Annotated in this window: 14 protein-coding genes and 1 riboswitch; of the genes, 1 reads left to right on the plus strand and 13 read right to left on the minus strand. The window is 36.7% G+C overall.

Going from position 1 to position 14,889, the window contains the following annotated elements; all coding sequences use genetic code 11:
• Positions 1–81 precede the first annotated feature (81 nt).
• The 3 genes from MKY81_RS02790 to MKY81_RS02800 all read right to left on the minus strand — a co-directional run bounded on the left by MKY81_RS02790 (position 82) and on the right by MKY81_RS02800 (position 2,674).
• Positions 82–381: a DUF2087 domain-containing protein gene (locus MKY81_RS02790; RefSeq protein ID WP_341116617.1), complete on the minus strand. Its 300-nt coding sequence runs from the start codon at positions 379–381 to the stop codon at positions 82–84.
• Positions 382–617: 236 nt separating this feature from the next.
• Positions 618–1,451: a M15 family metallopeptidase gene (locus MKY81_RS02795; RefSeq protein WP_341116621.1), complete on the minus strand. Its 834-nt coding sequence runs from the start codon at positions 1,449–1,451 to the stop codon at positions 618–620.
• A 125-nt stretch (positions 1,452–1,576) separates the two neighbouring features.
• The gene (locus tag MKY81_RS02800; RefSeq protein ID WP_108072912.1) at positions 1,577–2,674 is read right to left on the minus strand and encodes a citrate synthase/methylcitrate synthase; all 1,098 of its coding nucleotides are present in this window, start codon (positions 2,672–2,674) and stop codon (positions 1,577–1,579) included.
• Between the two features lie 111 nt (positions 2,675–2,785).
• Here MKY81_RS02800 and MKY81_RS02805 point away from each other — a divergent pair, with 111 nt between their 5' ends.
• The gene (locus MKY81_RS02805) at positions 2,786–3,664 is read left to right on the plus strand and encodes a LysR family transcriptional regulator (RefSeq protein ID WP_341116624.1); all 879 of its coding nucleotides are present in this window, start codon (positions 2,786–2,788) and stop codon (positions 3,662–3,664) included.
• 12 nt (positions 3,665–3,676) lie between these two features.
• Here MKY81_RS02805 and MKY81_RS02810 read toward each other — a convergent pair whose 3' ends face one another.
• The 10 genes from MKY81_RS02810 to MKY81_RS02855 form a co-directional block, all read right to left on the minus strand.
• Positions 3,677–4,207, minus strand: a complete 531-nt coding sequence (locus MKY81_RS02810) for a GNAT family N-acetyltransferase (RefSeq protein ID WP_202778730.1) — start codon at positions 4,205–4,207, stop codon at positions 3,677–3,679.
• Positions 4,208–4,347: 140 nt separating this feature from the next.
• On the minus strand, positions 4,348–5,415 hold the full coding sequence (locus tag MKY81_RS02815; protein WP_341116630.1) for a sensor histidine kinase: 1,068 nt from the start codon (positions 5,413–5,415) through the stop codon (positions 4,348–4,350).
• Positions 5,412–6,086: a response regulator transcription factor gene (locus MKY81_RS02820; protein ID WP_108072904.1), complete on the minus strand. Its 675-nt coding sequence runs from the start codon at positions 6,084–6,086 to the stop codon at positions 5,412–5,414. The genes MKY81_RS02815 and MKY81_RS02820 overlap by 4 nt, the downstream gene beginning before the upstream one ends.
• An 18-nt stretch (positions 6,087–6,104) precedes the next feature.
• A complete protein-coding gene (locus MKY81_RS02825; protein ID WP_341116633.1) occupies positions 6,105–7,856 on the minus strand; it encodes an ABC transporter ATP-binding protein in 1,752 nt (583 codons plus the stop codon).
• 343 nt (positions 7,857–8,199) lie between these two features.
• Positions 8,200–9,177 carry an LCP family protein gene (locus MKY81_RS02830; RefSeq protein ID WP_202778727.1) on the minus strand — a complete coding sequence of 326 codons (978 nt, stop codon included), beginning with the start codon at positions 9,175–9,177 and terminating at the stop codon, positions 8,200–8,202.
• A 113-nt stretch (positions 9,178–9,290) separates the two neighbouring features.
• A complete protein-coding gene (gene brnQ / locus MKY81_RS02835; RefSeq protein ID WP_341116638.1) occupies positions 9,291–10,625 on the minus strand; it encodes a branched-chain amino acid transport system II carrier protein in 1,335 nt (444 codons plus the stop codon).
• 186 nt (positions 10,626–10,811) lie between these two features.
• Positions 10,812–12,008 carry a M20 family metallopeptidase gene (locus MKY81_RS02840; RefSeq protein WP_341116640.1) on the minus strand — a complete coding sequence of 399 codons (1,197 nt, stop codon included), beginning with the start codon at positions 12,006–12,008 and terminating at the stop codon, positions 10,812–10,814.
• A gap of 90 nt (positions 12,009–12,098) precedes the next feature.
• Positions 12,099–12,944, minus strand: a complete 846-nt coding sequence (locus MKY81_RS02845) for a MetQ/NlpA family ABC transporter substrate-binding protein (protein WP_202778724.1) — start codon at positions 12,942–12,944, stop codon at positions 12,099–12,101.
• A gap of 38 nt (positions 12,945–12,982) precedes the next feature.
• A complete protein-coding gene (locus tag MKY81_RS02850; RefSeq protein ID WP_202778723.1) occupies positions 12,983–13,645 on the minus strand; it encodes a methionine ABC transporter permease in 663 nt (220 codons plus the stop codon).
• A complete protein-coding gene (locus tag MKY81_RS02855) occupies positions 13,635–14,660 on the minus strand; it encodes a methionine ABC transporter ATP-binding protein (protein ID WP_341116646.1) in 1,026 nt (341 codons plus the stop codon). Before MKY81_RS02855 ends, MKY81_RS02850 begins: the two co-directional genes overlap by 11 nt.
• A 92-nt stretch (positions 14,661–14,752) precedes the next feature.
• Positions 14,753–14,870, minus strand: a riboswitch (SAM riboswitch).
• Positions 14,871–14,889 lie beyond the last annotated feature (19 nt).

Genomic DNA, 14,889 nt, shown 5'->3' on the forward strand with positions numbered 1-14,889 from the left:
ATTCACCTACTTTATAATCTATCTAATTAAATATGCATCTAATTAGTTTTGCAAAAAAATATGGAACTACCTCCATATTTTTTATCTCAGCCACCATAAATCTTTTGGGTTCATTTCATATTGATTGTTCTCACGATACATGAACTGACACATAATTAATTCTCTTCTTAATGTGGCATAGTCTTCGTGGTATTTTTTTAGAAATTCATTTATCTCTTTTTCAGGATATATTTTTCCAAACTCTAACTCTTTTACGATATGCGCAAGAATGACAAGCTTTTTCTTACGTTGTGCCGGGATGTTCTTTAGTTTCCCATCTTTTGTGAAAAAATTATTGATGATTCTCAGTCGCTGCCCTTCAGTTCGTACGTCGATAAGCAAGCCGCCTCTACTTTTCTAACTCCTCGGCGCTCCTGCGCCTGTGGGGTCTCGACTTTTCCTCTATGTCCCGCAGGAGTCAAGCTCCTTCTGCTCCAATCCACTCTGCGTTTAAAATATTATTTAGTGTTCAAAGTAAAACAACTCTCTATTGGAAAAAAGAAAAATCCGCACTACCTTATTAGGCAATACGGATTTTTTATTTATATTAAATGCGGGGGGCGCATTGAATATCGGGATTAAATTCCTTGTTTTCCATCAAAGTATTCTTCTAATGTGATGCCTTTTTTGTAAATCTCAGTTGCTATTTCTTTTCCAACATAGCGAAAGTGCCATGGTTCAAATTGATATTTGGTGATATCCTCTTTCCCTTTCGGATAACGAAGAATAAAACCAAATTCATGTGCATGTTCAGCTAACCATTTTCCTTCATTTTTGGACTCAAAGTTTTGTGTCAATGTATAGTTGACACTTGGTGCTGAAATATCCATCGTTAATCCTGTTTGATGTTCGCTCGTACCTGGCTTTGCAACGGCGAGCTCGGCTTTTTCGCGACCGACGTTTTTAATTTCCTGTTTAAACAAATAATCCTGTGTTTCATAAGAACGAAAACCAGAAGCAGCATATAACTGAATTCCTTGTGAAGATGCTTGATTAAACATTTTTTCAAGTGAAGCTGCAGCTTCTGCTCGCATCAATGCCTTATCTAATTTCTGATTGCCAAAGACATACTTCACCTTTGGTCGCACTAAATCGTTTGGACGATAACCGTCTGGCAATGCATTTGATTTGTTTACCATAACTGTTATCGCTGTTGGGTTAGCGACTACAGGAACACCTTCACTATTTTTTGTTTGATTATCTGTTTTGTCGTTTTTCTTTGCTGTATCGTTATTATTCGATTGATTATTTTTATCTTGTTCACCTTGTTCAGACCGATCATCAACTAAAGTGTTTTTATTTTTGGAAACTTCGTCATCCCTTTTCTTTATATTATCTGGAGACTTTCCCATCTCGCTACATCCAGCTAAGAGCAAAGTTACAATCAATGATGTAAGAGCCACTTTTTTCATTTTAGTACTCCTTTGATTTACTACTATTATTGACGATTGCAGTCCCTAAAGGTTTCAAGTTTTCTCTCGCTTTTTTAATTTTTTTATTTAAAATGAGTTAAGCATATTTTCTGCATGATCCCTACTCAATTCATTAAAAAAGGCAATGAACCAATATATTGAGATTCCGGTCTAAAAATCACATTTCTTTCCGCTTGTTCTAACACATGCGCACTCCAACCAACCACTCTGCTTGCAGTGAAAGTTGGTGTAAATAAATCATCTTCCATATTAATCGCCCTCATAACCGCAGCGGCAAAGAACTCTACATTTGTATATAGTTTTCGGCCGGGTTTATATTCTTCAAGAAGTTGAATTGCGGTTTCTTCTACATGCAACGCTAAGGCTAACCATGGATCATCTTGACCAATTTCTAACGCTTTTTCCTTTAAAGCAAGTGCGCGGGGATCCTTTGTTTTATAAACTCTATGACCAAATCCCATTAGTCTTTCGCCATTTTCTAGTTTGGCTCGTAACCAAGATTCCGCATTTTCTTTCGTTCCAATTTCGTTCAACATTATCGTCACATCTGAAGGTGCGCCGCCGTGCAGTGGACCTTTCATTGTTCCGATCGCAGAGGTGATTGCGGAAATCATATCCGATTTGGTTGACACTGTTACCCTCGCAGAAAAGGTCGATGCGTTCATCCCATGCTCCATTGTTAAGATCATATATGTTTCGAGTGCTTTCACATGTACATCCAACGGTTTTTTTCCGGTTAACATATATAAATAGTTCTCCACATGTCCATAGTCCTCGTTAGGAGCAACTGGCTGTAATCCAGATATTTTCCTTTTCCAATAAGCGATAATTGTTGGGATGATTGCTGTTAAACGGATCGCTTCATCAATTGTCGGTTTCCATTTATATTGTGAATTTCCTAAACTTGATACAACCGTTCTGATCACGCTCATTAATTCCATATCATTTGGCAATAGCTGCATGATCTTTTCGATATTTTGAGGAAGAGTTCGATTATTTTTCAGCTTTTGGTTAAGAGAAGCTAGTTCTTCTTTTGTTGGGAAGGTCCCGTGCCACAAGAAATAAGCAGCTTCTTCAAATGAATAATTTAAAGCGATTTCCTTCGCTTCTTTTCCCCTATAAACTAAATAGCCTTTATTTCCATCAATAAAGCTAATTGCCGTTTCTGCTGCAATAACTCCTTTTAATCCGTGTTGAATCATATCGAACCATCCTCTCGCATTTGATACTTTAAGTATAGTTGCTTTCATTGATTAATAAAATTAAACAATTATAATTAAATTAATTAAATTTTATAATCAGGGGATAAAAAAATGGATTTTAAATGGCTACATACCTTTACAGCTGCGGCAAAACATGAAAATTTCCGAAAAGCAGCGGAGGAGCTTTATATCTCGCAGCCAACGGTAACGGTTCAAATTAAACTACTTGAAGAAGTGATTGGGAGTCCTTTATTTGAAAGGGATGGCAGGAAGGTGATCTTAACCGAGGCAGGAAAAAGATTTTTACCCATTGCCAAGAATATGCTTGAAGTGTACGAAAATGGAATGGCCGACTTAGATCGCTTTCGTCAAGGATATTCACAAAAGCTTACATTAGCCATGTCACCATTAATAGCAGAATCTATCATGCCGTATGTATTAAAACAATTTATGCTCATTCATCCAGAAATTGAGATTTCCGTCCAAGTTCTCGATTCCATGAATATATCTGAAGCCGTTCTGACGGGGGAAGTGGATTTAGGACTTTCACGCTTACATTTCAATAATTCCGATCTCATATGCCGACCACTTTACGAAGATCCAGTCATTCTTGTAGTTCCACATGACGGAAGGGATAGCGAAACTGCTCCACCGCTTGATGCAGAGGAGCTTCTAAGGAATCATCATTTAATCACTCATAATCATCCGGAATACTGGGATGGTCTGCTACAATCGCTGCGTCCACAATTTCCGATGCTAAAAACAATGGCCGTCTCCCAGGTTCATGTTACGAGGCGATTCATTATTGAGGGACTCGGTATATCGTTTCTTCCGTCCTCTACTGTTAGACGCGAATTATTAGAAGGCAGATTACTAGAAGCACCTTGTCATTTTTTGAAGCTGCCAATTGCGAAAACATATGCGATATTAAAATATGAGCATCCAAAGGAAAAGCAATTTTTAGACTTTTTATCAAAATTTCGATTTTAGAAGCGGGAAAAATTATTTTCCTGCTTCATTATGATATATGCGGTTAAATTTCTCTTTTGTCATCGCAACGAGAAAGTCATCTTTAGTCGTATATACCTTATCGAACCCGAAACGCAGCACCGTGTTTTGTCCTTCTATATTATCAATGGCAAGAGAATCTCTCATTATTTCCCCATTCCATTTATTAAAATAGTAATTTAAAAGTAGTTTAGCTGCTTCGGACCCATAGCCTTTTCCTCGTTCAGCATAAGCAATTTTGATATTAAATTCGGCTGCTTTTGTTATTTTATCGTATTGATGGAAGCTAACCTCACCTACTGGCTTGTTCAATTCATTATATACAAGGCAGTATAGATGCTTTCCATTACTCGGATTTACCATAATTTCATACCAACGCTTTTTTTCTTCTTCCGAAAAAGTGATTGGCCCCCCGCTTGATTTCATCGTTTCCTCATCCGACCATAACCACTGAACAAACGCTAATTCTTCAAAACTCGGTTTTTTTAATTCTACAGTTTTTCCTTTTAAGGTGAATTGGCTCATAAATGATCCCCCACAATGATAAAAAGATTTCGTATCTATTATTTTATTATACAAGATTTTCTGAATAATTACTCTAATTTTGTTATCGCTTACATCCTTGATTTTAATTGATAAAAAAATTGACTAACTCTCCAAAACCATTATACGGTTTTTTGAGTTAGCCTTATTGGAATAAAAATTGTAAATACTGTTCCCTTTCCTTCTTCACTTTCTACAAAAATTGTCCCTTCATGCATGTCAATAATCTTTTTAACGATGGATAACCCTAACCCGCTGCCACCTTTTGAACGCTCTCTCGCTTTATCCGCTTTATAAAACCGTTCAAACACATGGATTTGGTCTTCTTTTGAAATCCCGATTCCATTATCAATTATTTTTACGACAGCTTTATCATCTACTTGTCTTAGTTGAACTCGGATTTTCCCGTGCTTCGGTGTGAATTTAATACTGTTATGAATCAAATTCGTCCAGACCTGACTCATTAAGTCTTCATCACCGACAATGCTTAACTTATCAAGAGATACGTCCATGTCCAATTCTTTTTCCATCCATTGCACTTCACAAGCTAGAATAATATTTCTTATTTGTGTATCCAGATAATAGCTTTTTCGCTCAAACGGATGATTTGTTGACTCAAGAGAAGTTAGTTTTAATAAATTATCACTTAATTTTGATAATCGAATGCTTTCCGTTTCAATAATATTCAAATAATGGGAACGTTCCTCCTGACTTAACTGGTCATGCTGCAATGCTCGCGCAAAGCCACTGATAGATGTAAGTGGCGATTGAATTTCATGCGATACATTTGAAATAAATTCCTGACGCATATCCTCCATTTGCTTTAACTGTTTTGCCATATGATTAATGTGATCAACCACCTGTCCAAATGGATGTTCCTTATCTATTTTTAAATTTAAATGTACTGTGAAATCACCTTTAGAAATTTTTCTTAAAGCATCGATTACTTCTTGAATATAATTTCTTCGATGTTTTGATTGTGCCAACAACGAAAAAAGATAACCCACTCCCCCCATAATTAAGAAACCGAAAGCTAAAGCAATCAAATGGCGAAGGTAATCGGATAGATGAAAATCGAACGTTTTATATACAGACCGTTCAACGAAGTAACCTGCTGAAAAGCTAGCGGATAAAAGAATTAAAAAAAAGAGAACTCCTAACATGTGTCGAAAAAACTTTTTTATCTTCATGTTCTAACCTCGAGTCGATATCCCAATCCTCTAATCGTTTTAATGCAAAATGGAAACTCAATTTCAGAAAACCGTTCTCTTAGCCTCTTAATATGAACATCAACTGTTCTCTCGTCCCCTTCATAATCATATCCCCATATGTCCTCAATTAGCTGCTCTCTGGAAAAGGTTTTCCCCGGATAGCTGGCCAATTTAAATAAAAGCTCAAATTCCTTTAACGGGATTGTAAACTCATTTTCCTTAAAAGATATTTCATGTGTCTTTCGATTTAGCTTAAATTCACCCATTTCTACCGTTTGAGAAACGGTAATATTGTACCTTTTTAGTAATGCTTTCACTCTTGCCGCGAGTTCAATCGGTTCAAATGGTTTCACAAGGTAATCATCCGCTCCAAGTTCAAATCCTTTTACCTTTTGTGCTGTCTCTCCCTTAGCTGTTAACATGAGAATCGGCAGGTCACTGGATTCTCTTATCTCTTGACATAATTGCCATCCATCCATATTCGGCATCATAATATCAATAATAGCAAGATCAATTTTCACTTTTTCCATTACGTCCAAAGCCTTTATCCCATCCGATGCTTCGTACAGCTCAAATCCCTCCTTTTTTAAAAAAAGGAGGACGAGTTCACGAATATGGGAGTCATCATCAACAATTAATACCTTTGTCATACATCCTCATACCTTTCTCTATCCAACTGTTTCTGTCATTCTTAATTGTTGCTCTGCAAATTCACGATATAGTGAGTGAGATTGTATAAGTTCCGCATGTGTCCCACTTCCGGTGATTTTACCTTTTTCGAAAAAGAGAATGTGATCGGCATCAATAACCGTTGATAAACGATGAGCAATCACTAGGGTTGTTCTCCCTTTCATAAGGTTTTGTAATGCTTGTTGGACCACCAGTTCTGATTTACTATCAAGGCTTGACGTTGCTTCATCTAGCATTAATATTTTTGGGTCCCTTAAAAAGGCACGTGCAATAGCAATCCTTTGACGTTGTCCACCCGAGAGCTTTACACCTCTTTCACCAACTTCAGTATCGAATCCTTGCGGCAAATCTTGTATAAATTGATCCGCATACGCCATTTTAGCTACACGAATAAATTCTTCTTCTGTTACCTCTTTTTCTAAACCGTAGCGGATATTATCACGTATCGATCCGGCAATGATTGGACTTTCCTGAGATACATAGCCAATTTGACTTCGCCAAGATTGAAGAGAAAAGTGATCAATTGGTACACCGCCTAGGCTAACAGATCCCAGTTGCGGTTGATAAAATTGTTCCAATAATGAGAACAATGTAGTTTTCCCACTGCCACTCGGACCGACAATTGCGGTAACTTTTCCTGGCTCAACTGAAAAACTAATATCTTGAAGAACCGATTCCCCTTCCTTATAGGCAAAAGTTAAATGATCCACAATAATTTGTTGGTTCATATTTGGAACGTCTTCCTTCATTTCATTACTTTCTTCATCGGAATCTAAAATCGTTATAATTCGTTCTGTGGCACCCGTTGCTTTTTGAAATTGGGTAAAAAATGCTGTTAATTGTCCCATTGGCATAACGATTTGAAATAAGTACATAATAAATGCCACTAAATCGCCTGCAGTTAAGGCACCTGATGAAACTCGCATCCCGCCGTAACCTAGAATAACGACAAGCAGCAACATAATAACTAAACCGATAAGTGGTCCAATTAATGCCTGAATCTTAGCTTCTTTTAACCCATATTGAAATAATTGGTTAATTCCTTTCTTTCCATTGTTATATTCTATTTTTTCCGCATTGGATGCTTTGACTAATCGTATTTCCGATAGCACTTGTTGAATCACGGACGTAAAGCTGGCGGTTTCATCCTGCATACCTTTAGAAACGATATGCATTTTTTTCCCTAATGGAAAGAGGATAACAAATGCTAAGGGAATGGCAATAAACATAACTAATGTCATTCGCCAATCCAAAAGGAGCAAAACGATAACCGACCCAACTATTGAAATGATCCCTGTTAGAAAATTAGCTAGATGGTCTGTAATTAGCCCTTTCACAACAGCGGTATCATTCGTCATTCTACTTACCGTTTCACCTGTTTGATGATCATCATAATAAGAAATAGGTAATACAAGTAGCTTCTTCCATAATCGATCTCTTATCCCCGCTACGACCGATTGACCAATATGATTGAGCATATAGATTGAAAGACCGCTTGCCAAAGCTTGCACGATCATAGCTGATGCAAGTAGCATGATTTTCCCCGTGCTCAATGAACTAAGTGAAAAGTCATTAATTAAGTTTTTTGTAAATAACGGGACAAGTAAACCAACTAAAGTTGTACTGATACTTAAAAATAAAGCAATACTAAGAAGCAGCTTCGAAGGCTTTGTTCCCCGCACCAATTGGACAAACTGACGCCATCCTTTATGTTTGGTAGTTCCCTCCATATATGTTTTACATCCTTTCATGTTTATGATTCTATTATTACTATACAACAGGTTTATGAACTGAATATGAATTTGAATTATTTTCACATTGTTTGCGGACATGGAGTCCGCTATTTTTCAAAAATGACCTAAATTTAAGAGCTAGTCGGACACCAGGTCCGCTATTTACGAAAAATAACGGGAATTTCCGACCTTTTTATAAAATAACGGACTCTATGTCCGCAAACAGAAGGAAATCCCCCATTTTTTCACAGATAACGGAACGAGTGTCCACCTCCAAGCCAAGTCCAGTCCACAATATAACAAAAGACCAAATCACATACTGATTTGGTCTCATTCAAAATTACGGATTAGATTGTTGATCCGTTGTATTGGTTTCTTCTTTCGATGTACCATTTAAAAAGTTATCAATGGCTTGTCTATTTTTTTCAAGATCGACTTCTAATACTGCACCAGCGTAGTCTGAATAGCCATTTGTATAAGAATTCTTGACTGGAACAGTTAACGTATTAATCTTATCCGGTTTATTTAATAATACTTTCGTAACTAGAGCAATACTATCCTTAGTCCCCATATTCGTTTGAATATATGGCTGTACTGTTCCAAAAAGCTTAGGAGCTTTTGTAATACCATTCACACTAAGTACTTCATTTTTTAACGCATTAATTACTTTTTGTTGTCGAGCTACACGCCCGAAGTCACCTTCTGCATCATGTCTAAATCGTGCATAGCCAAGCAATTCTTTCCCGTTTAACTTTTGCACCCCAGGTTCTAATGTCACACCGATATTTTTGGACATTCTTTTCTCCACATCGATTTCGATTCCGTTTGGAGCAAGAGTATCAACCACTTTTTCAAAACCTTTGAAATCTACCATGACATAATATTGGACATCAAGGCCGAAATTCTGCTGAATCGTTTTTCGAAGTAGTTCAGGACCATCCAAGAAAAACGCTGTATTGATTTTCCACTTTTTATAACCGGGAACATCTACAAACATATCACGCATTAATGAAATGATTTTAATATCATCATTTTTAGGGTCATACTGTGCGACCATAATCGTATCTGTATGTGACTTTGTTTCGTTTTTCCGCTTATCAATTCCTAATAAAAGGAAGTTGACTCTTCCGTTTTTATCCTTTTTTCCATTAAACTCAATATTTTCTTGTTTATCTATTCCTTTACCAGCTTGATTCACACCTGCTTTGTATTGCGAATAAGCAAAGCCTGCTATACCGATAATTAATAAGACAATGATGAAAAGGGCGATTCTTCCTTTACGTACTTTTCTTTTTTTCTTATTTAATCTTGAGCTCATATAATCCCTCAATTTTCTTTAATTTAAAGTGTGGTTTACCCAACTTTTATATTATCTTCGAAAAACGAAAATTTGTCATCTATAAAATTGGATGAGAAGGTCAAAAAATGATTTCAATTGTTACACTTATGTTTCTTTCTTTTTAGCATGCTAATTATATATCCAATTATTCCTCCAATTATAGCAGGAAGCAGCCACCCCATACCAACAGTATATAAAGGGATAATTCTAGATAACAGCTGATCAATTGAATGAATTTGAATGCCTGTTGCTTTCAACCCGTCAAAAACACTAATGATAAATGTAAATAATAAACTACATATATATACTTCCGATTTCCCTTTGAAAAGTGAATGAAAGAATGTTAAGAAAATTAAACAGATAGCTAATGGGTAAATCGCAACGAGAATTGGTTCTGAAATGCTAATTAATTTCATTAATCCAACATTAGCAAATATTGTACTAACTATAGATAAGATGATAGTGAATAATTTATAGGACACCATCGGAAACATCTTATGAAAATAGATAGCACTAGAAGATATTAAGCCGATACTCGTTGTTAAACATGCAGCAACTACAATAAATCCTAGTAATATCCGTCCATATTGGCCAAAATAATGATGATATACACCAGCCAAGATTGTTGCACCATTATCTAATATGCCCAGTTCTTCAACACTTGACGCACCAATAAAGGATAGAGTGGTGTAAATGATTGCTAGGAGACCCGCCGCAATTAATCCCGCCTTCAAACAGGTCATCATAATTTTTCCTTTACCTGATATCCCTTTATCTTTAATGGCTTGAATGACAATAATTCCAAAAACAAAAGCAGCTAATGTATCCATTGTTAGATAGCCTTCTTGGAAGCCTTTAAAAAAAGAATGATTCATATAATACTCCGTGGGCATACTTAATTTCCCCATCGGATGAATGACTGCCGTTACAATCAATATTCCAATAAAAATTAATAACAAAGGAGTTAATATTCTACCTACTATGTCCACAATTTTCGATGTATTTAAAGCAAAATAGCACGTTATTCCGAAAAAAAGTACAGTAAATAGTAATAATGGTATAAAGCTTACATGAGCAGGCAGAAAAGGCTTAACACCAATTTCAAATGAAACGCTCCCGGTCCTTGGTATAGCAAATAGCGGACCAATCGCTAAATAAAGAATAGTTGTGAAAATCAATCCAAAAATTGGATGTGCTCGACTCGCAAGCGATCTTAAATCGCTTTTACCAGAGAATCCTAACGCAAGTACTCCCAGTAGAGGTAAACCAACACCAGTTATCACAAACCCTGCATTTGCCGACCAAATCGCTGTACCTGCTGATTGACCGAGCATAACTGGAAAAATTAAATTTCCCGCTCCAAAAAATAAAGCGAATAGCATAAAGCCAATCGCTATTATAAATGTAAATGATTCTTTCTTCTTCATTACTTACCTCCGAGAAAACGAAATGTACCATTAATAGTAATTCTTATATTAAAATAGTAAAACATTCTGAAAAATATATGTCTCATTTAAGGACAAATAATAATAACATATTTCTCGGAGATTTTCTAAAAATATTTTGAAATATCATTAATAAAGAGGTGGTATCATCTACCACCTCTTCCTGTGCTATTTTATATTTCTTGCTTCGAAATCTGCACGAATTCCTGCAAGCAAGCGTGAATCTGTTAATAGACGAAATCCTGTGAATGCTAATGCCTTCGCCCCAGTTATTAACGCTTTATCCCCTTCTAATGAGCCTGCACATTCACGAAATTCATTCGTATGACCAATTAAATCATCCGGTCCAATTTTGATATGTGGATGGGCGGTTGGCACAACATGGCTAATATTACCTGCATCTGTTGATCCAATTCCTTTCCCTTTTTCAGAAAAAACTTTTTCTCCTAATAAAGATAGTTCTTCCCCAACAACTCGATCAAGAGAATCGTTAATGATAAAATCATGTACTTCATTTTGGAATCGTTCTATTTTTACTGTGCTGCCTGTTGCAAGAGCTGCCCCTTCGGCAATGTTTCGGACTTTCTTTGAAATTCCCTCGGCTCGTTTCCATGTACTGGCACGTATAAAAAATCTAGCAGAAGCATATTCTGGAATAATATTAGGTGCATCACCACCATGAGTAATGATGCCGTGAATCCGTACATCTGTAGGTAGTTGCTGGCGCAATGCATTAATACCATTAAACAATTGAATAACAGCATCTAGCGCATTTATTCCCTTTTCGGGTGAACCCGAAGCATGTGCCGCTTTCCCGTAAAAATGAAAATCAAGAGGGTCGACTGCAAGAGACGGAGACGTTAAACTTGTTTTTCCGGATGGATGAATCATAAGCGCGACATCGATTCCCTCCAACAATCCATGTTTGACAAAACTTCCTTTTGCACTGCCATTTGGCCCTCCTTCTTCTGCGGGTGTTCCAAAAACAATCACTTCACCGCCTGTTTCATCAATTACTTTTGCTAAGGCAATGCCAGCAGCAACACTTGTCGTGCCGATAATATTATGTCCACATGCATGACCTAAACCCGGCAATGCATCATATTCAGCTAAAAAGGCGATTTTCGGACCATTTTTAACTGCTGCTTTTCTTGCAACAAATCCTGTTTCATGTCCAGCTACATTACGTGTTACAGTAAATCCAGCATTCTCAAGAATTTCGGTTAATGTTTTTGATGCGAAATATTCTTGGTTTCCAATTTCAGGTTTTCTATGGATTTTGTGACTTGTTTCAATATACAATTGTTTAGCCTCTTCAATACTTTGATTAATTACCCCTCTTAAACTTTTCGTTTGGATTGTCATCCTTCATTCTCTCCTTTTATATGTGATTTATCGCATAGATTTAATCGGAATTAAATAGTTATTATCCTTCGTTTCCTGAATAACTTCTTCCTATTTAATGATACTTTCAAGGTCTTGAATTGGCATATCCACTACAATTGATCCGCCTTTTGTATCCTTTTTAACCGCCTCTTCCACTTCTTTGCTATGATAGATCTTTATAATTTTTTCGTATGTCTTATTATCTTTATCTTTCGAACGTGCGGCAATAATATTGATATAAGGTTTTACCGAATCACTATTGGGATCCTCTAAATAAATGGATTCTTTCGTAATATTCAGTCCGGCTTGGCCCGCCACACCATTATTAATTACCGACGCTGCAACATCTTTTAATACTCGTGGAGTCTGTTGTGCAACAACAGGGGTAATCTTTAACTTTTTTGGATTATCTATGATTCCAGTTGGATCACCGAAAAGGCCGAAATCATCTTTCAATTTGATTAAACCCGCTGATTGTAACAATAATAAGGCTCGTGCCTGGTTAGACGGATCATTTGGAATAGCAATCTCTCCGCCTGCAGGAATTTCCTTTGGTGATTTGTATTTGTCTGAAAACATACCCATAGGAGCAATTTGTGTTGTTCCAATTGGTGTAATATCTAATTTATGTTCTTCTTTGAATTGATTTAAGAAAGCAATATGTTGAAATGCATTTAAATCGATGTCTCCATCTGCTAATGCCTGGTTAGGGATCGTATAATCCGAGAACTCTTTTAACTTAATCGTAATCCCTTCTTTTTTTGCTTTTTCCTTAATAATATCCCACATTTGTCCATCCGACCCGGTTACACCAATGGTCACCACTTTAGAGTTGCCACTCGTTTCTTTTCCGCAAGCAGCTAAAAGGGAAAAGATAAATACTGCAATAACACTTAATAAAATTGTCTTTTTCACATTGTTTCCTCTTTTCTTCTGATGTTTTGTATTATTCATTATCTTCGCAAGAAAATTTTTGCTAGATAGTTTCCAATGAATTGAGCAATTTGAACAAGGATAATCAATAGCACGACCGTAACAATCATGACAGATTTATCAAATCGCTGATAACCATATGTCATTGCTAAATCTCCGAGACCTCCGCCACCAACAGTTCCAGCCATGGCGGAGAAATCGATTAATCCTACTGTAATAAAGGTTATACCAAGGATTAATGGTCCTAATGCTTCTCGAATTAATACGCCAAAAATAATTTGAAGTTTACTGGCACCCATCGCTTTTGCCGCCTCGATGATTCCAGGATCGATAGACACTAAATTATTCTCGACAACGCGAGCAATTCCAAAGGATGCTGCAATAGTCATCGGAAAAATGGCAGCGGCCGTTCCGATAGTTGACCCCATCACAGCACGGGTCAAAGGACTAATCGCTACTAAAAAAATAATGAATGGAATTGGCCGAATAATATTAATTAAGATATTAAGAATCGTAGAAACCGTTTGATTCTCTAAAATATTCCCCTTTCTTGTCACAAAAAGGAGCAACCCAATGATTGAGCCAAATATTGTTGCAAAAATCAGTGTAAAAATAACCATTGTTATCGTTTGACCGGATGCTTGGAATATCCTTGGCCAAAATGTACTCCAATCAACTTGCATGACTTGTAACCTCCTGCACTTCTACATATTGTTGCAAATGATTAACAGCTCTTCCTATCTCTACTTGATTCCCTTGTAACTCAACAATTAAATTACCAAAGAGAACTTCCTGTATTTCGCTAATATTTCCATAAAGAATATTTACATCTACTTCAAAGGACTTTGCAATGTTTGATAGCAATGGTTTACTCGTCTCTTCACCGGTAAAAATAATCCGGTATAGATGACTAGACTTATTTCCGCACAATTTTTCAAAAAGTTGCGGTGAGATTTTGTCGTTTAGGACGGAGCTAATAAAGTTTTTTGTTGTTTTAGTTGTAGGATTAGTAAAAAGATTAAAGACGCTACCTTCTTCAATCACTCGTCCATTCTCCATCACAGCAACACGATCACATATCGTTCGAATAACTTGCATTTCATGAGTAATCAATAGTATCGTCACATTATATTCCTCATTTACCCTCTTCAATAGTGTCAAAATATCGCTCGTTGTTTCCGGATCAAGAGCCGATGTCGCTTCATCACAAATTAAAATGTCTGGTGAAGTGGCTAGTGCTCTCGCAATTCCCACCCTCTGCTTTTGTCCTCCTGACAGTTGTTCAGGATAATAATTTGCTTTATCAGCTAACCCGACAAATTGCAACAGTTCCGTTACTCTTCTATTAATCTCCTGTTTCGGCACTTTTGCTATTTTTAACGGATAGGCAACATTTCCGAACACCGTTCTTGAGTTAAATAGATTAAAGGTTTGGAAGATCATTCCGATTCTTTGTCTCATCTTTCGAAGTTCCTTCTCTGATAGGGAGAGATTTTCTTGTTCGTTAACAATTACCTTTCCTGATGTTGGCCTTTCTAAAAGATTTACCAGTCGAAGCAAAGTACTTTTTCCAGCACCACTAAAACCAATTACACCAAATATTTCACCCTTTTCGATTGAAAGAGAAACATCCTGCACAGCTGCCACTTCTCTGCCTTTTGACTGAAACACTTTGCTTACACCTTCAAATTTAATCATGTTGCTTGATCCTCCCTTTCAATAAATAAAAAACCCTTCTTCTTATCCAAGAACAGATAAGAAGAAGGGTTCGTATAAACTAACCAATCTACTTCTTATCTTTCGAATCGAAAAAACCCCGATTCGCAGGAATTAGCACGGTATTTGCATAAATGCAAACCCGTTGCCGAGGCTTCAAAGGGCCAGTCCCTCCACCTCTCTGGATAAGTCATAGTCATTTTATTTAATT

The organism is Heyndrickxia sp. FSL W8-0423, assembly GCF_038009395.1.
In the GTDB taxonomy this organism is placed as follows: domain Bacteria; phylum Bacillota; class Bacilli; order Bacillales; family Bacillaceae_C; genus Heyndrickxia; species Heyndrickxia sporothermodurans.

Coding starts and splice junctions, on each gene's coding strand:
- MKY81_RS02795 (WP_341116621.1), bottom strand. CDS start 1,451: ATGAAAAAAGTGGCTCTTACATCATTGATTGTAACTTTGCTCTTAGCT.
- MKY81_RS02800 (WP_108072912.1), bottom strand. CDS start 2,674: ATGATTCAACACGGATTAAAAGGAGTTATTGCAGCAGAAACGGCAATT.
- MKY81_RS02805 (WP_341116624.1), top strand. CDS start 2,786: ATGGATTTTAAATGGCTACATACCTTTACAGCTGCGGCAAAACATGAA.
- MKY81_RS02810 (WP_202778730.1), bottom strand. CDS start 4,207: ATGAGCCAATTCACCTTAAAAGGAAAAACTGTAGAATTAAAAAAACCG.
- MKY81_RS02815 (WP_341116630.1), bottom strand. CDS start 5,415: ATGAAGATAAAAAAGTTTTTTCGACACATGTTAGGAGTTCTCTTTTTT.
- MKY81_RS02820 (WP_108072904.1), bottom strand. CDS start 6,086: ATGACAAAGGTATTAATTGTTGATGATGACTCCCATATTCGTGAACTC.
- MKY81_RS02825 (WP_341116633.1), bottom strand. CDS start 7,856: ATGGAGGGAACTACCAAACATAAAGGATGGCGTCAGTTTGTCCAATTG.
- MKY81_RS02830 (WP_202778727.1), bottom strand. CDS start 9,177: ATGAGCTCAAGATTAAATAAGAAAAAAAGAAAAGTACGTAAAGGAAGA.
- brnQ (WP_341116638.1), bottom strand. CDS start 10,625: ATGAAGAAGAAAGAATCATTTACATTTATAATAGCGATTGGCTTTATG.
- MKY81_RS02840 (WP_341116640.1), bottom strand. CDS start 12,008: ATGACAATCCAAACGAAAAGTTTAAGAGGGGTAATTAATCAAAGTATT.
- MKY81_RS02850 (WP_202778723.1), bottom strand. CDS start 13,645: ATGCAAGTTGATTGGAGTACATTTTGGCCAAGGATATTCCAAGCATCC.
- MKY81_RS02855 (WP_341116646.1), bottom strand. CDS start 14,660: ATGATTAAATTTGAAGGTGTAAGCAAAGTGTTTCAGTCAAAAGGCAGA.